General features: G+C 51.6%; 18 protein-coding genes and 2 tRNA genes. 7 read left to right on the forward strand and 13 right to left on the reverse strand.

Annotated features, from left to right (window positions below):
* Window positions 1-30: 30 nt before the first annotated feature.
* Window positions 31-1518, reverse strand: a complete 1488-nt coding sequence (locus tag ACFQ0F_RS00740) for a SulP family inorganic anion transporter (RefSeq protein WP_340676188.1) — start codon at window positions 1516-1518, stop codon at window positions 31-33.
* A 172-nt stretch (window positions 1519-1690) separates the two neighbouring features.
* Between ACFQ0F_RS00740 and ACFQ0F_RS00745 the strand changes: the two genes are divergently transcribed.
* Window positions 1691-3778, forward strand: a complete 2088-nt coding sequence (locus tag ACFQ0F_RS00745) for a TonB-dependent receptor (RefSeq protein ID WP_379067977.1) — start codon at window positions 1691-1693, stop codon at window positions 3776-3778.
* 222 nt (window positions 3779-4000) lie between these two features.
* Here ACFQ0F_RS00745 and ACFQ0F_RS00750 read toward each other — a convergent pair whose 3' ends face one another.
* From ACFQ0F_RS00750 to ACFQ0F_RS00760, 3 genes are all read right to left on the reverse strand, one after another.
* The gene (locus tag ACFQ0F_RS00750; RefSeq protein ID WP_340676190.1) at window positions 4001-4177 is read right to left on the reverse strand and encodes a hypothetical protein; all 177 of its coding nucleotides are present in this window, start codon (window positions 4175-4177) and stop codon (window positions 4001-4003) included.
* A 108-nt stretch (window positions 4178-4285) separates the two neighbouring features.
* A complete protein-coding gene (locus tag ACFQ0F_RS00755) occupies window positions 4286-5455 on the reverse strand; it encodes a sensor histidine kinase (protein WP_379067981.1) in 1170 nt (389 codons plus the stop codon).
* Window positions 5455-6159: a response regulator transcription factor gene (locus tag ACFQ0F_RS00760; RefSeq protein ID WP_379067984.1), complete on the reverse strand. Its 705-nt coding sequence runs from the start codon at window positions 6157-6159 to the stop codon at window positions 5455-5457. The genes ACFQ0F_RS00755 and ACFQ0F_RS00760 overlap by 1 nt, the downstream gene beginning before the upstream one ends.
* A 163-nt stretch (window positions 6160-6322) precedes the next feature.
* On the opposite strand from ACFQ0F_RS00760, the gene ACFQ0F_RS00765 reads away from it, so the two are divergent.
* Window positions 6323-6679, forward strand: coding sequence for a hypothetical protein (locus tag ACFQ0F_RS00765; protein WP_340676193.1), 357 nt, complete (start codon window positions 6323-6325; stop codon window positions 6677-6679).
* Between the two features lie 100 nt (window positions 6680-6779).
* Here the strand turns inward: ACFQ0F_RS00765 and ACFQ0F_RS00770 are convergent, their stop codons facing one another.
* Complete coding sequence (locus tag ACFQ0F_RS00770) at window positions 6780-7337, reverse strand: cytochrome b/b6 domain-containing protein (RefSeq protein WP_379067987.1); 558 nt, start codon at window positions 7335-7337, stop codon at window positions 6780-6782.
* Window positions 7338-7634: 297 nt separating this feature from the next.
* On the opposite strand from ACFQ0F_RS00770, the gene ACFQ0F_RS00775 reads away from it, so the two are divergent.
* The gene (locus ACFQ0F_RS00775; RefSeq protein ID WP_340676195.1) at window positions 7635-7946 is read left to right on the forward strand and encodes a hypothetical protein; all 312 of its coding nucleotides are present in this window, start codon (window positions 7635-7637) and stop codon (window positions 7944-7946) included.
* Between the two features lie 149 nt (window positions 7947-8095).
* Here ACFQ0F_RS00775 and ACFQ0F_RS00780 read toward each other — a convergent pair.
* Together ACFQ0F_RS00780 and ACFQ0F_RS00785 are read right to left on the reverse strand one after the other, a co-directional pair.
* A tRNA-Arg gene (locus ACFQ0F_RS00780) sits at window positions 8096-8172 on the reverse strand.
* Window positions 8173-8263: 91 nt separating this feature from the next.
* Window positions 8264-8354 (reverse strand) — tRNA-Ser (locus tag ACFQ0F_RS00785).
* 160 nt (window positions 8355-8514) lie between these two features.
* Between ACFQ0F_RS00785 and ACFQ0F_RS00790 the strand changes: the two genes are divergently transcribed.
* Window positions 8515-9609 (forward strand): mechanosensitive ion channel family protein, encoded by a 1095-nt coding sequence (locus ACFQ0F_RS00790; RefSeq protein WP_379067991.1) that lies wholly within the window; start codon window positions 8515-8517, stop codon window positions 9607-9609.
* A gap of 88 nt (window positions 9610-9697) precedes the next feature.
* Here ACFQ0F_RS00790 and ACFQ0F_RS00795 read toward each other — a convergent pair whose 3' ends face one another.
* The 6 genes from ACFQ0F_RS00795 to ACFQ0F_RS00820 all read right to left on the reverse strand — a co-directional run bounded on the left by ACFQ0F_RS00795 (window position 9698) and on the right by ACFQ0F_RS00820 (window position 17117).
* Window positions 9698-11413, reverse strand: coding sequence for a DUF4394 domain-containing protein (locus ACFQ0F_RS00795; RefSeq protein WP_379067994.1), 1716 nt, complete (start codon window positions 11411-11413; stop codon window positions 9698-9700).
* A gap of 14 nt (window positions 11414-11427) precedes the next feature.
* The gene (gene fghA / locus ACFQ0F_RS00800; protein WP_379067997.1) at window positions 11428-12264 is read right to left on the reverse strand and encodes an S-formylglutathione hydrolase; all 837 of its coding nucleotides are present in this window, start codon (window positions 12262-12264) and stop codon (window positions 11428-11430) included.
* A complete protein-coding gene (locus ACFQ0F_RS00805; RefSeq protein WP_379067999.1) occupies window positions 12261-12680 on the reverse strand; it encodes a hypothetical protein in 420 nt (139 codons plus the stop codon). Before ACFQ0F_RS00805 ends, fghA begins: the two co-directional genes overlap by 4 nt.
* A 44-nt stretch (window positions 12681-12724) precedes the next feature.
* Window positions 12725-13831, reverse strand: a complete 1107-nt coding sequence (locus ACFQ0F_RS00810) for an S-(hydroxymethyl)glutathione dehydrogenase/class III alcohol dehydrogenase (protein WP_379068002.1) — start codon at window positions 13829-13831, stop codon at window positions 12725-12727.
* Window positions 13832-14012: 181 nt separating this feature from the next.
* The gene (locus ACFQ0F_RS00815; RefSeq protein WP_379068005.1) at window positions 14013-16007 is read right to left on the reverse strand and encodes a hypothetical protein; all 1995 of its coding nucleotides are present in this window, start codon (window positions 16005-16007) and stop codon (window positions 14013-14015) included.
* Between the two features lie 189 nt (window positions 16008-16196).
* A complete protein-coding gene (locus tag ACFQ0F_RS00820) occupies window positions 16197-17117 on the reverse strand; it encodes a LysR family transcriptional regulator (RefSeq protein ID WP_379068008.1) in 921 nt (306 codons plus the stop codon).
* Between the two features lie 91 nt (window positions 17118-17208).
* Here ACFQ0F_RS00820 and ACFQ0F_RS00825 point away from each other — a divergent pair, with 91 nt between their 5' ends.
* From ACFQ0F_RS00825 to mmsB, 3 genes are all read left to right on the forward strand, one after another.
* Window positions 17209-18711: a CoA-acylating methylmalonate-semialdehyde dehydrogenase gene (locus tag ACFQ0F_RS00825; RefSeq protein ID WP_340676214.1), complete on the forward strand. Its 1503-nt coding sequence runs from the start codon at window positions 17209-17211 to the stop codon at window positions 18709-18711.
* A 10-nt stretch (window positions 18712-18721) separates the two neighbouring features.
* Window positions 18722-19882 (forward strand): acyl-CoA dehydrogenase family protein, encoded by a 1161-nt coding sequence (locus ACFQ0F_RS00830; protein ID WP_379068012.1) that lies wholly within the window; start codon window positions 18722-18724, stop codon window positions 19880-19882.
* 64 nt (window positions 19883-19946) lie between these two features.
* Entirely contained in the window at window positions 19947-20831 is an 885-nt protein-coding gene (gene mmsB, locus ACFQ0F_RS00835) for a 3-hydroxyisobutyrate dehydrogenase (RefSeq protein ID WP_340676361.1), read from the forward strand.
* Window positions 20832-20893 lie beyond the last annotated feature (62 nt).

Here is a 20893-nt window from a genome sequence, read left to right on the forward strand (position 1 = left end):
AGTTTAGTGTCTCGCAGGCTCTACAGAGCCTTAGTGCTCGAGGATTTTATCCGCAGCATCGGGCTTATCGTGTATCGCGAAGCGGTCAACGATGGTCGCACTGGCTTCATTCAGGCCTAAGACCACAACGGTCGCACCTTCACGGCGCAATTTCATCACCACTTTATCGAGTGCCGCCACCGAGGTGACATCCCAGAAGTGCGCGCGGGTGAGATCGATCACCACATGGCGAATGTCTTCTTTTAAGTCGAAGGCATCGATGAAGCGATTGGCTGAAGGGAAGAAAACCTGGCCAACAATGCGATAGGTGCGTGTTTGCTTATCTTCGCTGAGGGCAGAGTCGATGGTGAGGAATTGTGAGATTTTATGAGCAAAGAATAGCGAGGCCAAGAGCACGCCGGCCAATACGCCATAAGCAAGGTTATGCGTAGCCACCACGACAGCAACAGTCGTGACCATGACGATATTGGTCGATAGCGGGTTCTTTTTCATGCTCAGAATGGAGCCCCAGTTAAAGGTTCCGATCGACACCATAATCATCACCGCGACCAAGGCGGCCATCGGGATACGCGACACCCAGTCGCTCAAAAATACCACCATCAATAGCAATACAGCGCCGGCGGTGAAGGTCGATAAGCGCGTGCGACCACCCGATTTTATATTGATGACAGACTGCCCAATCATCGCGCAGCCGGCCATGCCACCAAACATGCCGGAGGTGATGTTTGCTATGCCTTGGCCTTTGCACTCACGATTTTTGTCGCTGGGTGTGTCGGTCATATCGTCAACGATAGTTGCGGTCATCATCGACTCCAGTAAGCCAACCACGGCTAAAGCGGCGGAGTAGGGGAAGATGATCATCAGTGTTTCGAAGTTCAGCGGTACTTCTGGCCAGAGGAAAATGGGCAGTGTATCGGGCAGATCACCCATATCGCCGACGGTACGAATATCGACACCAAATGCTAGCGCAACAGCGGTTAGCGACAGAATGCAGACTAGCGGTGAGGGAATGACGCGGCCGATTTTCGGGATATAAGGAAATAGATAGATGATGCCTAGGCCGGCAGCTGTCATGGCGTAGACCGGCCAGCGCACATCGGTAAGCTCTGGCAACTGCGCCATAAAAATCAGGATGGCGAGTGCGTTAACAAAGCCGGTAACCACTGAGCGCGAGACAAAGCGCATGAGGCTGCCAAGGCGTAAATAGCCCGCAATGATCTGTAAAACTCCGCAGAGCAGCGTGGCGGCAAGCAAATACTGCAGGCCGTGGGTTTTCACTAACACCACCATAAGCAGTGCCATGGCACCAGTGGCGGCACTGATCATGCCGGGGCGGCCGCCGACAAATGAGATGGTTACCGCGATGCAAAATGCTGCATACAAACCGACTTTTGGATCCACGCCGGCTATCAGTGAGAAAGCGATTGCCTCAGGAATTAGGGCGAGGGCGACGACTAAGCCGGCAAGAAAATCAGCACGCGGATTAGACAGCCATTGCTGCTTGAGAGTCTGGGTCATGCGAGAAAGCATCCTAAAAACACAGGCCGAGGCAAAAACCATCGGAGCAAAGCGGGCGCATAGGATAACGGATTATCGTGTTTCAGACATATAACTGAGTGTTTTCAGTAAATAGGAATTGTTATCGTTCAGATTTAGTATAATAATTGACTCAGTCTTAAGGAGAGTGTGCATGTTTGTGAAGTCCCCGTTGGCGCAGGCAGTAAGCCTTGTGTTGTGTGTATCCCCCGCCTTGGTGAGCGCTGCTGAAGCCCCAAAAACATTACCGACAGTATCGGTTACGGCGGCTGCAGAGCTGGCCACTGATGGTTATCAAGGTGTTGGTAGCCGCTCAGCAATGAAAACCAACACAGCGCTGAAAGACACGCCGCAGTCCATTAGCGTGATTAGCCGCGCTCAGCTCGATGATCAGTCGGCACAAAGCCTAGCCGATGCGGTGAAATACACTCCTGGTGTGAGCTTTACTCAGGGCGAGGGCAACCGCGACCAAGTAGTTATTCGCGGCAATGTCTCAACTGGCGATTTTTATGTCGATGGCCTGCGCGATGACGTCCAGTACTATCGTGACCTCTACAATATTGATCGTGTAGAAGTGCTGCGTGGTGCTAATGGCTTAGCGTTTGGCCGTGGCGGCAACGGTGGTGTGATTAACCGTGTGCAAAAAGAAGCGAGCTGGTCGCCCGTGCGCGAGCTAACCGTTTCTGGCGGAAGCTATGGCCATATGCGCGGTGCTTTAGACATCGGCGGTGGTTTGAGTGAGCGCGTTGCTGGTCGCGTTAACGTGGTTAGCGAACAATCCGACAGCTTCCGTGATGGCGTCGAATTACGCCGCAATGGCATCAGTCCGACACTGACTATTCAGGCCACAGACGCGACAAAGATTGTCCTCGGTGCTGAATACTTTAATGATTTGCGTGTTGCTGACCGTGGTATTCCTTCGCAAAACGGAAAGCCATTTAAAACTGACGAATCCACATTTTTTGGTAATGCCGCGCAAAGCCCAACGGAGACTACCGTGAAGGCGTTGAATGCTTCGGTAGAGCACCGCTTTGCTAATGGCGTGCTGCTAACCAACAAGACGCGCTTTGCTGATTACGACAAGTACTATCAGAATGTTTATGCTGCCGATGCTGTAGATGCACAAGCAGCAGGCATGGTTAAAATTAAGGGCTATCACAACGACACGCAGCGCACGAACTTGTTTAACCAAACCGATGCGCAGTTTAACTTTGTCACAGGTAGCATTAAGCATGAGCTGGTGACGGGTGTTGAGCTGGCGCGTCAGGATTCGGATGACTTCCGCATTGATGCAACATTTCCAAATAATGCCGGCCAAAAAGAGATTCAAGTCTCGGCGACGTCACCTTTGGCCTTTGCTGACTTCTCCGGCGCTCGTTCACGCGACCGCAACACAGTCACCGACACGCTCTCTATTTATGCTCAAGACCAAATTGCATTAAATGAGCAATGGGATGTCATCGTTGGCGTTCGACGTGACCGCTTTAAGACTGATTACACCGATAACCTGAGTGCAGCTAATAATGCCGTTGCCACCGATACTGAGCTATCGCCACGCGCCGCATTAATTTATAAGCCTCGCAAAGATCTGTCGTTATATGCCAGCTATAGCCAAACCTTTCAGCCTCGTGCAGGTGATCAGCTGACTTCTTTAGATCCAAAGCAAACTAACCTCGACCCAGAAGAGTCTTTAAACAAAGAAGTCGGTGTGAAGTGGGATGTTCGTCCTGACTTATCGCTGACGGCAGCTGCTTATCGCCTAGAGCGAAAGAATGTTGCTGAAGAAGTTGGTATAAACACAGGAATCTACCGCCTTATCGATGGTCAGCTAGTCAAAGGCGTTGAGCTAGGCTTTAACGGTCGCATCACGCAAAAATGGCAAGTTGTTGGTGGCTATGCCTATGCCGATAGTGAGGTTGATGACGGTGGCAAAGATACTGCGATGACACCACGCCATACCTTTTCCTTATGGAATCGTGTCGATTTGAATGACACCTATGGCGCTGCTCTCGGCGTAGTGAGCCGTAGTGAAATGTTTGCTAGCAGTGGTAATGCCGTAGTGCTTCCCGGCTATGCCCGTGTCGACGCAGCACTGTATATGCAAGCCACCAAAGACCTGCGCCTACAACTCAATGTTGAAAACCTGTTCAACACGGACTACACCTTAAACGCGCATAACGACAATAACATTAGCCCTGGTTCGCCAACCAATGCTCGCGTAACGGCGGTGTATTCGTTTTAAGCGCTAAAGTTACTGTCATGTCTTGCACAAAAAAGCCCCGATAGTCGGGGCTTTTTTGTTAGCAAGCAGGCTTAGGCTTTTTTCAGCTTCTTCGCCAGTTTCTTCAGTTTCTTCTCTTGCTTAGCAATTTTTGCTTGTGTGGCTTTAACTGCTTTTTTCAGGGTTTTTTTCACGTTCGCCATGAGGTATTTCTCCAAGTGATGAGCGCTTTAGCGCATTGAATCAACGTTGACGATCATTCGTCTGGTGTTGATCTAAGTAGCCGCGAATAAAACGACGTATCTCACGAGCGGCACTCGTGTCGTGTTGCTCGCACAGGGCAATAAATTGCGCCCGCTCATCCTCATTAATACGGATGATGAGTTGAGCGTTCTTCTTCTTCGACGGCTTATCGGTCATCGCGTTAGTTCCCGCTCAGGTGTCGTTGTGTATTCACGCACAACCACCATAGTGGCTATCATTATGATAGTCAATGTATATACATTTTTTTGGTGTGCTTTTGCCTACTTAGGCGGCGCCTTTAAGTTGTGGCAGCGTTAACGTCATAGACAAGCCATGGGGCTGAATGTTTTCGGCCGTTAGCGTGCCACCATGCATTTTGGTGGCTTGTTGAGCGATCGCTAAACCTAGGCCATAGCCATTACGCGCATGCTCTTTGAGCGTGCTGGTCTCGCTACGATAAAACGGCTCAAACATATGCGCCAAATCGGCGTTTGCCATGCCAGGTCCAGCATCGACCACCTGTAAGCGAATATGGTCAAGCTGCTGATGTAGCGTGACATGGACCCTGCTGCCTTCGGCGGTGAACTTGATGGCATTACGCACGATATTCTCTATGGCGCGGCCTAGCACAGTCTCATCGATAGTTGTCATGACCGGCGCGGAAGGCGAGAAGTCGATGGATTTTGTCGACTCGGCGAGCTCATAGCTGGCGTCATCAACAATACTTGCCACTAGCTCGCTGATATCTATGCTGCGCAGATTTAGTGTCGCCTGCGTGCTTTCGAGTCGCGAAAGTGTGAGCAATTCGCCAATCAGCGCATCAAGCCGCTCCGATTCGGTCTCAATGCGCGCGAGACTGTCTTGAATAGCGCTAGGTGTTTGATGCGCTATGCCAATGGCTATTTGCAGGCGTGCGAGAGGAGAGCGTAGCTCGTGTGAGACATCGTGTAGCAGGCGTTTTTGCGCCTCAATATGTTGCTGTAATTGCTGAGCCATTTGGTCAAAAGCAACGCCTAGATCGGCTAGCTCATCGCGGCGACCATTCATGGCAAATGCCACTCGAGTGTCTAGATCACCACGCGCGACTTGATTTAAGGCATGGTGCAAATGCCGTATTGGCTTGGCCAAATACCAAGCAATAGCAGCGCTAAAGGCAAGGCTGGCAAGTAGGCCGGTGAGCCAGAGCCAGTAGGGTTGGCGTCCAGGTCCAGGTCGAGGCGGTGGCTCAAGGCCGGCCTGCATACGTAGCTCACGGCGCAATTTACGAAGTTGTCTATGTTGCTCAGGGTTTGTCGCACCATCAATAAACAGTTCTGGGTTTGCCGCTAAAATGGCTTGCGTAGCTTCTGCTCGCGCTCGATCACGTTCGTTATTAACAATTACGCCAACGATTAGGCTGGCACTTATTAAAGCTAGCCAAAACCCGAAAAGTAACTTCCAAAATAGTCGTCCCATTAACTCACTCGCAGTTGGTAGCCTTGGCCACGCACAGTCAAAATTAATGTTTGCTGCTCACCGAGCGCCACGAGCTTTTGTCGAATGCTACTGATGTGCACATCAATGCTGCGATCAAAACGCATGAGCTTGCGCCCAAGTGCTAGCTCAGAGAGCTGAGCCTTGCTGACAATACTTCCTGCTTGAGCCATCAGAGCCTCTAGAAGGCTGAACTCTGTACTGGTGAGCTCGAGCTCTTCGCTATGCCACTGCACGCGGCGTTGGCTTGGCCAGAGCATAATGCCGCTATAGCTGAGGGGTGCGTCGGGTCTAGAGGCGAGCTTGCTTGGATCGGCGCTCATGGCTTCTGTGCGCCGCAAAATAGCTCGAATGCGTGCAAGAATCTCGCGTGGCGAGCAGGGCTTGGGCACATAGTCATCGGCACCAAGCTCTAAGCCAATAATGCGATCGATGTCATCGCCTTTAGCGGTGAGCATGAGCACGGGAATGTGGCTGCTCTGACGTATCTGTCGCAAGGTTTCGATGCCGTTTTGGCCTGGCATCATGACGTCGAGAATGACCATTTGGAAGCGCCCACTCAGCGCCAGTGCGGCACCAGTTTGGCCATCATGCGCGGCTTCACTAGCAATGCCTTCCGCACTTAGGTAAGTGGCGAGAAGCTCGGTGAGCTCGCGATCATCATCGACCAGTAAAATAGGTTGCATAGCTACACTCAGCTAGTGATCGTGTTGACATGATACGGCTTGCACACTTTGTACGTGCCATCTTTACCTAGCTTTACAGTGCGCTTAACGCAAGTTAACGCATGCCATGGGCACACTGCAGTCACGGATCAACGGCTGATCTGCCAACCAAGAGGATTTAACCATGTTGAAGAAAACATTAACCGCCCTAGTTGCTGCGTCGGCATTATCAATGGCCATACCGGCTACAGCACAAGCTGGATGGTTTAGTTCTGGCTCTGAAAAGGCTGAGCAAGGCTGTAAGCATGAGAAAGGCGACAAAAAAGGCCCGCGTGATGAAATGCGTGGTATGCGTGAGTTGAAGCTTACAGATAAGCAAAAGGAGCAAGTGCGTGAGATTCACCGCGAACAGCGCGATACTTTTCACAAAAAAATGGACGCAATCCTGACACCAGATCAGCGTGCCATTGCAGCTAAGCATGAAGCCGAGCGTCAAGAAAAGCGAGATGATCGTCGCGAGCATCGTGATGACAAAAAGTAATAAGTAGAGCAATACAAAGCCGGATAACCTTTAAAGTTATCCGGCTTTTTTATATATGGTCTATCTAGTGAGGGCGCCTTCAAAAGGCTTGGTGGCGGCGCTACTTTTGGCCAAAGCAGCGATGTAGTAAAGCCATGACAACATGACCACCAAGATATAGCTGAAGCGGTACAGCTCCTAGCTCATGAATGCTGCCTATTTGATGCGTAATCTCGATGTTATCGCCGCTTAACCAAATAGCTATTCCTGTTGTCGCCATAAAAGCAACAGTAAGCAACCCTAAGCCTTGCACTGCTTTGGCGAGTGCATGTGTTTGATCAGCACTAGGCATATGCCTTTGGCGAAGCACTGTTATGGACTCTAAGAGGCTCTGGGTGAGTGCTTGTCGTCGAAAACTCTGTGTCCATGGGAAAAAAGCACCAATACCATTTAAGCGGTAGCGCTGAAGTAGTCCAGCGAGCATGAATACGAGTAAGCCTGCTATCAATAATCCAGACCATGTGTGCGTAGTTAGCAGAGTCTTTGCTAGGTCAGTCGCCTCGGTAAGTCGCCACGGTTTAGCCATCCATTCTGATGACAGTAACTGGTGGATAATTGCGATTGCGACTAAGCCATGAGTGGTTTTAGCCAGTAAGTTACTTGATGCTTGATTAGACATGAGGGTGTTCACTAGCAAGACTTCGATTCACTAGTATCGCTTTGTGATGATGAATCAAAGCTAACCGAAAGGTTAAATATTAGACATGTCGCAACCTAGCTCGGTTGGTAGGGCATCGTTAAAAGCTAGTTACAATCTTGGGATAAAAACGTGGGAAATACGGCTCATTCACTGTGTATGCACCATCTTTACCTGGCTTTACAGTGCGCTTAACTCAAGTTAACGCATGTTATAGACACACTGTAGTCGCGGATCAACACTTAGATGATCTGAGCATTTCACAGCGAGGATTTAACGATGATGAAGAAAACATTGACTGCATTGATTACTGCTTCAGCTTTATCGATGGCTATGCCAGCGACAGCACAAGCCGCGTGGTGGAATTCCAGTGGCAATAAAGCCGAGCATAAGCATGAGCATCAAAAGAAGGGTACGTACGGAGAGAGGCGAGCTCTTCGCGAGCTGAGATTAACTAACTTACAGAAAAAACAAATTCATGAAATTCGTCATGAGCATCAGGTTAGCTTTCGCCTAAAATTGAATACGATATTGACGTTTGAGCAGCGTAAAGCTTTTGCCAGGCTAGTGGCCAAGCAACGAGCGCGGTGAGCGGCAAGCAGAGAGAAGCAAATAAGCTAAGTTCGAGACACATTAGTCTGGTTTTGTCAGAAATTTGTGCCGAATGATAGAGTTGCAATTCTAACATTGAGAAATAAAAAAGCCGCTAAGTAGTTAATACTTAACGGCTTTTGTATATATGGTGCGCCCAGAGAGATTCGAACTCCCGACCCCCAAGTTCGTAGCCTGGTGCTCTATCCAGCTGAGCTATGGGCGCATTGCAGAGGCCGCGCATTATGCGTATCGGCCTATTCATCGTCAAGTGTGTTTTGGTTGAAAAAACAACGTTCGCACAAAGACGGTGAAAATGGCGGAGAGTAAGGGATTCGAACCCTTGAGGGGCTTATGACCCCTACTCCCTTAGCAGGGGAGCACCTTCGGCCTCTCGGTCAACTCTCCGTCAAGGTGGGCGATGATACATAGGCACGGCCTGATTGGAAAGCCTAAAAGTACACTAAATGGGTGAAAACTGGCCAAAGCGTTAGCATCTGGCATTACGTCAACTTGAGGCATCCTCAGGCGTCCGTATAATGACTACTTTTATTGCTATGAGATTTATATGTTTGATTTATCGCAAAAATGGTTGGGGAACTCGCTAGAGGCTTGGGCTTACGCCTTAGCGTTGGCTGTCAGCATCAATGTGGTGATGGGCTTGATTAAGTGGGTCATTGTGACTCGTGGGGCAAAACTCGCCGCGCGCACCACCAGCAATTTCGATGATGCCTTGGTGTCGATAGCCTCGCGCACTAAACAAATTCTAATTTTTGGTGTCACGCTAATGATTGGTACTCGCTATTTAGAGCTATCCGATCAGATTGATAAGACGCTAATGGCAATTGCCACAGTGGCTGGCTTCATGCAATTTGGCCTCTGGCTAAGTGGCGCAATGAGCTTTTGGGTTGAGGCTTACCGCAAGAAAAATAGCGAAGGCGCAGCAGCTACAAGCCTAAGCGCAATTTACTTTATGGGCAGGATGGTTTTATGGGCCATTGTGCTCATGCTCATGCTCGGTAATTTGGGCGTAGATGTGACGGCGCTAGTTGCCGGCCTAGGTGTTGGCGGCATAGCGATTGCTTTGGCGGCTCAAAACATCTTGGGTGATTTATTTGCCAGCTTATCTATTGTTATCGATAAGCCGTTCGTGATTGGCGACACTATTTTAGTCGATACCTACTTCGGTACGGTTGAGCACGTTGGTTTGAAAACTACGCGCCTGCGCAGTGTGACGGGTGAGCAAATTATTTGCTCCAATAGTGACTTGTTACAAACACGCATTCGCAACTTTAGGCGTATGGAAGAACGTCGAATGCTGTTTGCCTTTGGCGTGACCTATCAAACACCATCCGCTCAACTTGAGAAAATCCCATCGATGGTGCAGGAGATGATCGATGCCGTGCCGAATGCACGCTTCAATCGTGCGCATTTCCGTGGCTTTGGCGCTTCATCGCTAGACTTTGAGGTGGTGTATTGGATGACTGAGCCTGACTATGCCTTGGGGCTTGATGTTCAACAAAGCATCAACTTGGCGATCTTCAAGCGTTTTGAAGAGGAAGGCATTGAGTTTGCGTACCCAACACAAACCTTGTTTGTGCAGCCGCAAAGCAAAGAGCCATTACATGTGAAAATGGCTGCCGCGAGTGGTGGTGCGGCTTAAGCTGATGTCTTGAGCCAGCGCTGGCTTGATTATTTAGCGTGCATAAAAAAACGGGCCAGATGGCCCGTTTTTTTATGGATCACATTAGTTAGAAGGTAATGGCCATATCAATGAGGTTGCTTGAGCCACTGGTGCCACCTACTGTGCCTAAAGAGAGTAAAGGGGTACTGAGACCGAGGTTCACACGATATAGCGTATGTGGGCCTGCAGCGCTTCGTGCCAAGAGCAATACGTTTTCATTGTTGCGGCCACTGATATCAAACCCGACTGGCCCTGCAAGCGTTATACCTAAAGGCTGTGAATTGACGAGCTGGCCGACTACGGGTGTAGTGTCTGGTGCAGTGGGGTCGCTAACCGTTTGAGTAGCAATGGCGCTATTGGCGCTATCGACAACAAAAAGTTGCGTTGACGTGGCATTGCGGTAGTTATTTGAGTAAGCCGCAGCCACCACGGTAGGGTCCGGTGAGCCTGAAATAGCAGTGTTAGGTGTGCTTATGCCTGTTTCAATTTCAACAACCGCATTGCTGTCATTGTCGCCAATTAACCGAAGACGATTAACGCCATTTCCGCTAGTGGGGTTGAAGTCGGTGGTATAGCCAACGTTGGCGGTTAATGATGTGGCTGACGTATTGAGTTTAGTGGCAGTCGGCGAGGTGCTACCGTTCACGGGTACTGTTAACGCGTAATGATTACCTAAACTACCTAAACCATTGAGTGTTCGACTGGATTGGCGGAAGTCGATGCCGATTAAGGTTTCCATACCCCCTAGTGTCACTGTTCCCGGAGTGAATATTACGGCTGGGTCATTAGCGCGTAGCACACTGAGCTTATTGGCATTATCTAATACTACAACGGTAGGGTTAGCTGCCGTAATCAGTGAGAGGCTTGCATAGGTTTCGCCTGTTGGCAGCTTAGGTAGACTGGTACGGCGGCTGGCTACATTCGATGCCCCTGTCGCGTCTAAAGAATAAACTGCAGGGCTGCCAGCGACCGATAAGACGGCGGTAAGTGCATTGCTGGAAGGGTCAATATCGAAGCCATTAACTGCTGTTACATCACCAATATCTAGGGTTTTGCTTGGTGTGGCGAGCGTACCGGCATTTGCTGAAGAGAAGCTATATAGGGCGTCGGTTGATGTATCGATGCCAAATAGTGTCGTTGTGCGACCGGCGCCAGCAGAAAAGTTATCGGTGTAAGCGACGCCAGCAATAGTGGCGCTAGAAATGCTAACCGGACCGTCTGTGAAAGTCTGGCCAGTCAGTACATCGACACGATAGTTGCTGTCGTCACTGCCGATGATACGTAAACGATCAACGGTTGGGTTGAAGTCTATGGTGTAGCTGACGTTTGCATTGAGCGAGCTAAAGGCGTCTGTTGTGTCAGCAGAGTCTGCGGTGAGTGTGCTGACACGTGTTATTACGCCTGTGGTTGGCGTAATAGTTACAATGCGACCTTCGGAGCCTAGGCGCGTTAGAGCATAGAGCGTGCCTTCAGCGTTGCGATAGTCGATGGCGAGAACTTGTTCATCGATATCCAAAGCATTGACGCTGTAGCCATCATTATCATCAGCTGGGTCATCTACAATAGTGTTGGTTAAGATACCAACAACTGAGCGGGCAAACTCCGTGTCCTCTAAATCGACGCCAATAATTCGGTTATTACTGGTAAGCAAGTACGCTGTCGCCGAGCTCACCTCAATGCGCGGGCCATCAGATGAGCCGCCACCGCAGGCGCCAAGTAGTCCACCAGTGGTGATGAGAGCAACCGCATAGGCAATGGGTTTGATAGAGAATCGAATCGACATAAGGCGTCCTAAACTTAGCGCAGTAATTGCGCGTGATGATGTAAGTGGTCAGCAATAAAGCTGCTAATAAAGTAGTACCCATGATCATAACCGCTCTGCCTACGCAGTGTTAGCGCTTGGCCGGCGCCGCGACAGGCTGACTCAAAGCGATCGGGACTTAGTTGATTGGGTAGGAATTGATCCTCCAAACCTTGATCAACGAGTAGGGCAGAGGTGCGTTGACCATCCTCGACTAAGGCCGTGGCATCGAATGCGCGCCAGCTGCTGCGGTCATCACCCAGATAGCGGCTAAAGGCTTTCTCACCCCATGGGCATTCGCTGGGCGCGGCTATTGGCGCAAAGGCGGAGACCGACTGGAACCGTTCAGGGTGTTTCAAGCCGATGGTGAGCGCGCCGTGGCCGCCCATAGAATGACCCATGATGCCGACACGATCGGCGCTCGCGGAGAAGTTAGCTAGGATAAAGTCACGCAACTCCAGTACATAACTACCCATACGGTAATGCGTAGCCCATGGCTGAGTGGTGGCGTCGAGATAGAAGCCTGCGCCGACACCAAAATCCCAATTTTCACGATCACCGGGCAGCTCAATATCACGCGGACTGGTATCGCAAGTCACCAGCATCAAGCCCAGCTCTGCGGCAACGCGCTGAGCGCCAGCTTTGACCATGAAAGTCTCTTCTGTGCAGGTCAGGCCGGCGAGAAAAAATACCACCGGCACCGGACCATTGGCTGCTTGTGGTGGCTGATACACGGAAAAGCGCATCGGCAGGCCGATGCTGCTGGAGTCATGAGTGTAAAAGCCCTGTATGCCGCCGAAACAAGCGTGTTTGCTGCGAGTAATCATGCTCATTTGCTAAGCGCCGAGGGTTTAGCGGCCGATGGCCAGCGCATAAAAAGTGCCACGCCCAAGCCCCAGGCACCGTTAAGTAATAAGCCACCGATGACAGTTTTCATCTCCACTGGCAGGTCTTTGAGCGGAAACACAATTAGCATCGCGACTGCGGTTGGGCCAATGGCGCCGATCAGCATCGCTTTGAGCCAATAGATTGCGCCATGGTTTTGGCGAATCCAGTAGGCCACGGGTACGCCCCATAAGCCGCCCCAAAATGCCAGCGAGATGACCGCAGGCACACCTAAAGGCTGGCTTGGTGTGAGATTAAACGCTGGCACTGGCACCATGCCGAGGCTAAAAAACAGGCTGAATAAGCCCTGATGAAACAGCAGCGTGGCGAAATAACCCGCGACAAAGGCTCTGAATGCAAACATGACTTTCCCCTTTATTGATCGTATGGCCGCTTACGTAATCTGTTCTAGAAAATCACCACCGAACGAATCGATTCGCCACGCTTCATCAGCTCAAAACCTTCGTTGATGTCTTCGAGTTTGAGCTTATGGGTGATCAGCGAGTCGATATTGATTTTGCCTTCCATATACCAGTCGACGATTTTCGGCACATCGGTGCGCCCACGCGCGCCACCGAAAGCCGAGCCTTCCCATTTGCGCCCAGTCACTAGCTGGAATGGCCGCGTGCTGATTTCCGCACCAGCTTCCGCCACGCCGATGATGATGCTGCGGCCCCAGCCTTTGTGCGTGCATTCGAGGGCATCACGCATGACCTTGGTATTGCCGATGCATTCGAAGCTGTAGTCAGCGCCGCCATCGGTCATTTGCACAATGGTATCGACGACGTTTTCAATTTCTTTCGGGTTGATGAAATGCGTCATGCCGAACTCGCGGGCCATCTTTTCGCGCTCAGGATTTAAGTCGACACCAATGATTTTGCCGGCCCCGACCATCTTCGCGCCTTGAATGACATTGAGGCCGATACCGCCTAAGCCGAACACCACGACATTGGCGCCAGCTTCCACTTTAGCGGTAAACAATACAGCGCCTATGCCGGTAGTGACGCCACAGCCGATGTAGCAAACTTTGTCGAACGGCGCGTCTTCGCGGATTTTTGCCAGCGCAATTTCCGGCACCACGATGTAGTTAGAGAACGTCGACGTGCCCATGTAGTGGAATAAATCTTGGCCATTGAGCGAGAAACGCGAGGTGGCATCAGGCATTAAGCCACGGCCTTGTGTACTGCGAATGGCTTGGCAGAGATTGGTTTTTTGCGACAGGCAGAATTTGCATTCTCGGCATTCGGGTGTGTACAGAGGAATTACGTGGTCACCTTTGCGCAATGACTTCACGCCAGGGCCAACATCAACCACGATACCTGCGCCTTCGTGACCCAAGATGGAGGGGAAAATACCTTCGGGATCAGCACCACTGAGCGTGTAGTAGTCGGTATGGCAGATACCTGTGGCTTTGATTTCGACTAGCACTTCACCAGCTTTCGGCCCAGCCAAATCCACGGTTTCGATAGTCAGCGGTTGGCCTGCTTTCCAGGCGACAGCGGCGCGAGTTTTCATAAGGCTGTGCTCATTGCAAAAGATGGCCTAGACCATAACAAGTGTCGGTCTGAGCGTCACTCATGCAGACTACGATTGAGGTGAAAAAGTGATACAAAAAAAGCGAGAGCCCCTCTATGGCGACTCTCGCTAAATTACCTCACGCTGGGCATCGTCAATATGCTCAACGGTTCATAGCGGCTTATGGCAGGGCGGGTACGCCAGTAGGCAGTCCTAAGTCTGGCAAGCCGGTGGGTAAGCCGGCGCCATTGCCAGAAAGTAACGCTTGGATATTGCTTGCCAAAGTTTGTAAATCGGCTGCGCTTGGCAGTTTTGGTGGCAGGCTTAGGCTAGGTGGTGTGCCAGCAATCGGGTAGTCGAGTGCGATTAGGCTATTACCATTAACACGCTCAGCACCGAGCAAGTACTCGCCAACTGGCACGTCGTAATAGAAAGTGGCTGGTGCTGACTTTAGTGCCGTTGCGGCACTCGGAATGCCTGCCGGCAAGCTTGGAGCGCTTGGTAGTTGATCTAAGCCAGGTACGCGGTCAAGTCCGGGGATTTGCGAGGTTAGACTTGATAGCTGGGCCGTTTGCAATTGCGAGCCCACATTATCGATAGCGCGGCCCAACGTTTCTGTGCCGAGGTTATGCCAACGAACGGCCATGATGTTGATTTTGCCAGTTTTCACGGTATTAACTGCATAGCCTGCGGTCATGCCCAGACGCGAGTCTAGTTGCAGTAAGTTAGTGAAGTCTTGGCCGTTTAGTGAACCATTAGTTTGGAATGGGAGTGGCAATGGCAGCGGATTGCTGTTGTTGCCAATGACAGGTTCAACACGACGGATATTCAGCGGGCCAATCGGCAGCACATTAAGCACAGGTGCTAATAGTTGACTCGCAGCGGAGTCAACCGCACCACCACGGGTCACTTGCACGCCGTAGGAGTTAACTTTTGGCGCCTGCGTCGACAAGTCAGCTAAGCCCACATCTAGTGGTAATGGCAATGGTAGTTTGCTGGTCAGGCCTGATAAACCTGGAATGCTAGCCAAGGGGCTTGCTGCAGTGGCTTCTCGTGGTTTTTGGTCATTGAGGGTGCCGAGGGCATCATAAGCGACTTGGAAAATATCCATCGCCGTGGCGCGTGTAGGGAACTGTCCGGCATTGAGTGGATAGGCAAAAGTGTAGCTAGCGTTGGTGGCCAACACTTTGTCTTGCACGTTTTCAGTGGTAGTTGTGATTTTTAGATCGCGGCAGCGACCAAAAAGCACCGCATTACAGACGCCGGTCAGTTTCACTTCGATCGATAGCGGCGCTTGAATGACGATAGTGTCATTGACTGTATGTTGGTCTAGCGCAGTCGCAATCACAGCATCTACATTGGTGGTATTTGTGATAGTAAATGACTGGCCTTTCGATACACCACTAGTCACGAAAGGGACGATGACGGTGCCTTCAGTCGCTGTGTTGTTGGTGGTTTTTACATAGTTAGTCAGGCTGCGCACATTGTGCGGCAAAATCCATGGACCAAGGTCGGGTACAGCATAAGTCGCAACTAAATAAGCCACTGTGGTGCCAAGGCCATAGGCATTAAATAGGTCGTTGAGCGATGGTTGACTGCCGCTAGCAAGAGGGATGGGCAGGTTGCTTGCACCGGGTAAGCTATCGAGTCCAGGCAGTGCATCTAAGCCAGGAATTCCATTAGGTAGGCCGTTTGGCAAGCTCGGTGCTGCGCCAGCGCTGGTCAGCGAGCCGACTAAGAAGCTGATTAAGTCTTGTGCCATCGCGGCCATTTCTGGTGTTTGCTCGCCTGATGGACTCAGGTTGCCAAAGTTGCCAAGAAACTTGGACAGCTCTAGTGACAAGGGTGCGGGTAAGTCGCGGCCCATGGTGAGCGCAGTTAGGGCGGCAGCAGCTTGTGTTGGGTCTAGTAGTGATGGGCCTGCGAGCGGGTTATTGTCACCAAGGTTAGCGAATGCATCGGCACCGGGCAGGCTGGGATTATTCGGTGTTGGTGCAGCGTTCGCGAATGCGCCGAACGGTGATTGAGCGAAAACATTTTGCAATGAGCCTAGAGCGCTATCGAGCGGGTTCGTGAGCTGTGACGGTAGAGGAATAGGTAGCGATGACAAACTAAACGCAGCCCATGAGGCACTTGCTGTCAGAGCGAGGGCAACCACTAAATTTTTCTTTTTCATGATAAAGGTCTCAGCGATGGTCTGAGCGGCATCCTTGTCGACTGGGTTAAGTGCCCTTCTAGGCGCACTGAAACTTAACTCATGTAAAGTTTTAAAGGCTACTTTTGTCGGTTAATTGTTGCCCCAATGTAACGATTTTCGTCGGTAGATGAATGGCTGCCGAATTTATCTAGCTGTGCCGTGGAGCTTTTAGCTAGAGCCCATAAGTAGTGAGTTATTGGCCTGTGCTGCTAGAACTAAATGCTGCGCGACTTCGGTTACACGCTTTAGTCGGCGCAAATCTTCGCTATATGACAGCCAAAATTGTCGTGTGATGCTGAGCTCTTCATTCAAGACCGGTACTAAGCGCGGATCAGTGTCAGCAATAAAGCAGGGCAAAATAGCCAAGGCTCGGCCTTGCAAAACAGCATGGTATTGCGCCAACGCGCTGGTGCTGCGCAGTGTGCTCTGGGCCCCGGGCACGAGTTCATCGAGATATAAAAGTTGGGCGCTGAAGGCGAGCTCATTAACGTAGTTAATGAAACGATGTTGAGTTAAGTCTTCGATGCAAGTGATGGTCGGGTGCTGCGCGAGGTATTCGGGTGTGGCGTAGAGCTTGAGCCGGTAGTCGCATAACTTGCTAGAGATGTAAGGCCCGCGCGCTGGGCGCTCTAGCGTGATGGCTATATCGGCCTCGCGGCGCGAAAGATTGACGAAGTGCGGCACCGGTAAAATATCGATAGAAATATTGGGGTAGCGGTCTTGGAATTCGACCATGTGCGGAGCAACAAAGTAAGTGCCAAAGGCCTCGGTGCAACCAATACGAACATGGCCTGAGAGTGCGCTGCCAGTTCCAGAGACTTCGGCCATAGCTGCCTCCATAGCCGCTTCCATGGTGTCGGCATGGCGCACTAAATGCTGACCATCGACGGTGAGCGTGAAGCCATTACTGCGTGATTTATCAAATAGTAGTGCGCCGAGACTTTCTTCTAATGAGCGAATGCGCCGCGCTACCGTGGTGTAGTCCACGCTTAGTCGGCGAGAAGCAGCGCTGGCGGTACCGGCTCGGGCGACTTCGAGGAAAAATCTTAGGTCATCCCAGTTTAAATTTTTGTTGGCAGATTTTTGCATATCGATTAGGACTTATTCTGAGTTCATATTGCATTTTAACCTGTATATGCTGTTGCAACAGTAATTCCAGAATTATTTAAGGCAGATCGCTATGACCAGCACTATTCCTACCGTCAAATTGCTCATCAATGGTGAGTTTATCGAGTCGAAAACCACCGAGTGGCGCGATGTAGTTAACCCTGCTACTCAGGAAGTGCTGGCTCGCGTACCTCTTGCCACCGCTGATGAGCTAGCTGCTGCTGTGGCTGCTGGCAAAGCAGCATTCAAAACCTGGCGCAAAACCCCAATTGGTGCCCGTGCACGCATCTTCTTAAAGTATCAGCAGCTGATACGCGAAAATATGAGCGAAGTTGCTGCGTTACTGACGGCTGAGCAGGGCAAAACTCTGCCAGATGCCGAAGGCGATATTTTCCGTGGTTTAGAAGTGGTCGAGCACGCTGCCAATATTGGCTCGCTGCAAATGGGTGAGATCGCCAATAACGTCGCCAATGGCGTCGATACTTATACATTGCAGCAGCCTATTGGCGTTTGCGCTGGTATCACACCATTTAACTTCCCCGCCATGATTCCACTGTGGATGTTTCCGATGGCAATCGCTTGTGGCAACACTTTCGTACTCAAGCCATCTGAGCAAGACCCCATGAGCACCATGCGTTTGGTTGAGCTGGCGGTCGAAGCGGGCATTCCTGCTGGTGTGTTGAACGTGGTGCACGGCGCTGTCGATATTGTTAATGGCCTATGCGATCACCCTGATATCAAAGCAATTTCCTTCGTTGGTTCAACACGCGTTGGCACCCATGTTTATCATCGCGCAACGGCTACCGGTAAACGCGCTCAGTGCATGATGGGTGCGAAAAACCACGTGGTGGTGCTACCCGATGCACCGAAAGAGCAAACTTTGAATGCGCTCGCTGGCGCTGGTTTCGGTGCCGCCGGTCAGCGTTGCATGGCGTCATCGGTGGTGGTGCTAGTGGGCGAAGCGAAGCACTGGGTGGATGAAATTGCTGAGCGTGCGAAAACCTTGAGTGTAAATGCCGGACATATTGCCGGTACTGAGATTGGCCCGGTGATTTCCTGTGCCGCTAAAGCACGCATTGAAAGCCTGATTGAGGCTGGCATCGCCGAAGGTGCGCGCTTAGTGCTCGATGGCCGTAATCCAGTAGTGAAAGGCTATGAGCAAGGCAACTTTGTCGCGCCCACACTGTTTGCTGGCGTGAAGCCGGGCATGCGCATTTATGACGAAGAGATTTTTGGCCCAGTGCTGTGTGTGGTTGAAGTCGACACGCTGGATGAGGCGATTGCGCTAGTGAATGCCAATCCCAACGGTAATGGCACGGGTATTTTTACTCGCTCTGGCGGTGCCGCACGGCATTTCCAAGAAGAGATTGATGTCGGCCAAGTTGGAATCAATGTGCCGATTCCTGTGCCGGTTCCGTTGTTCTCGTTCACAGGTTCACGTGGTTCGAAGCTCGGTGATTTAGGTCCTTATGGCAAACAGGTCGTGATGTTCTATACGCAAACCAAAACCATCACTTCGCGTTGGTTTGACGAAGATGCGGTGAGCACTGTCAACACCACCATTAGCATGCGTTAAGGGTGCTGGCGTGAACTTTGAACTGAGCGATGAACAGCTGGCTTTTGCGCAGCTAGCGCGTGATTTTGCTCGGCAAGACCTTGCGCCCTTCGCGGCGCAATGGGATGCCGAGTCTATTTTTCCTGTCGATGCGTTTCGCAAAGGCGGGCAACTAGGCTTTTGCGGTCTGTATTCGCCAGAAGCGCAAGGCGGTTTAGGGCTTTCACGCCTAGATTCAGCCTTGGTATTTGAGGAGTTGGCGGCAGCAGACCCATCTACGGCGGCATTTTTCACCATTCATAATATGGCGACATGGATGCTCTGCACCTGGGGTAAGCCAGCGCTGCAAGCTGAGTGGGGCGAGCGCCTGACTTCGGGTGAGCAGCTCGCGTCATACTGCCTAACCGAGCCAGATGCGGGTTCTGATGCCGCCAATTTAAAAACCTCGGCACGCCGTGATGGCGATGACTACGTGCTAAACGGCAGCAAGATGTTCATCTCTGGCGCGGGTAGTACCGACATGTTGGTGGTTATGGTGCGTACGGGCGCAGCCGGCGCTAAAGGCATTTCGGCGATTGCTGTGCCGGCAAATTTACCCGGCATTCGCTATGGCAAAAAAGAAGAAAAAATGGGCTGGAATAGTCAGCCCACGCGCGCCATTTTCTTCGATGACGTGCGTGTACCAGTTGCTAATCGTTTAGGCGAAGAGGGCGAAGGCTTTCGTATTGCCATGAAAGGTTTGGATGGCGGACGTATCAATATCGCCACCTGCTCGGTGGGTGCGGCGCAGGGTGCGCTCAATGCCGCACAAGCCTATCTTGGTGAGCGTAAGCAGTTCGGCAAAGCACTGGCCGAGTTTCAGGCGCTGCAATTTCGCCTCGCCGATATGGCCACGGAGTTGGTTGCGGCTCGGCAAATGATTCGCTTAGCGGCAAGCAAACTCGACGCTGGCCATCGTGACGCTAGCACCTATTGCGCAATGGCCAAACGCTTCGCCACTGACGCCGGTTTTAACGTGTGCAATGAGGCGCTACAGCTACATGGCGGCTACGGTTATCTGCGTGATTACCCGCTTGAACGTCTGCTTCGCGATGCTCGTGTGCATCAGATACTGGAAGGTACGAACGAGATCATGCGCGTGATTATTGCGCGCCGAATGCTCGAGGCCGATGCGCCTGAGTCGATACGCTAGCGCGCCTGAGTTTGATCGTTGCGGCACCTAAACTTGCTCAATAAAGAGAGAATAAAAAATGACCATCAGCATCGCATTTATCGGCCTCGGCAATATGGGCGGCCCCATGGCAGTCAACCTGCACAAGGCCGGCTTTAAGGTTACTGCCACAGATTTATCCGCCGATGCCCGCGCTCGCGTGGCCGCAGAAGGCGTGAGCGTAAGCGATAGCGCCGCAGGTGCCGTGAGCGATGCCGATGTAGTGATTTCAATGCTGCCGGCTAGTCGTCACGTTGAAGGTTTGTACTTGGGCGAGGGCGGTTTGTTAGCCACGCTGGCGGCTTCGGTGCGTGTTATCGACTGCAGCACCATCGCCCCCGAAACTGCGCGGAAAGTCGCGAAAGCGGCCGCCGAAAAAGGCATTAGCCTCATCGACGCGCCTGTTTCTGGCGGTACTGCCGGCGCTACTAATGCCACATTAACTTTTATGGTTGGCGGTGAAGATGCAGCCGTCGCAGCTGCCAAGCCCTTGCTCGAAGCCATGGGCAAAAACATTTTTCACGCTGGCGGCAATGGTGCTGGTCAGGTCGCGAAAGTCTGCAATAACATGCTGCTTGCCATCCATATGATCGGCAGTGCTGAGGCGCTGAACTTAGGTGTGAGTTTAGGTCTCGATGCCAGTGTGCTCTCCGACATCATGAAGCAAAGCTCGGGCGACAACTGGTCATTGCAAAAGTACAACCCCATGCCTGGCGTGATGGAAGGTGTGCCCGCGAGTCGCGATTACAGTGGTGGTTTTGGCACTGATTTGATGCTGAAAGACTTAGGCCTCGCCGAAGAGGCAGCTCTTGGTGCGCAGACGCCCATTCCTCTGGGCGGATTAGCGCGTCAGCTCTATGCCCTGCACAGCGCTGGCGGCAATGGTGGTTTGGATTTCTCCAGCATTTTGCGCATGTTACAGAAAGCCTAACTAGTTGCTAAGCGCCATGCAGTGCAGTTCTTGTTCGTAACTGCACTGCATGGCATGCTTTC

Source organism: Paraperlucidibaca wandonensis (assembly GCF_042677145.1).
GTDB lineage: Bacteria > Pseudomonadota > Gammaproteobacteria > Pseudomonadales > Moraxellaceae > Perlucidibaca > Perlucidibaca wandonensis.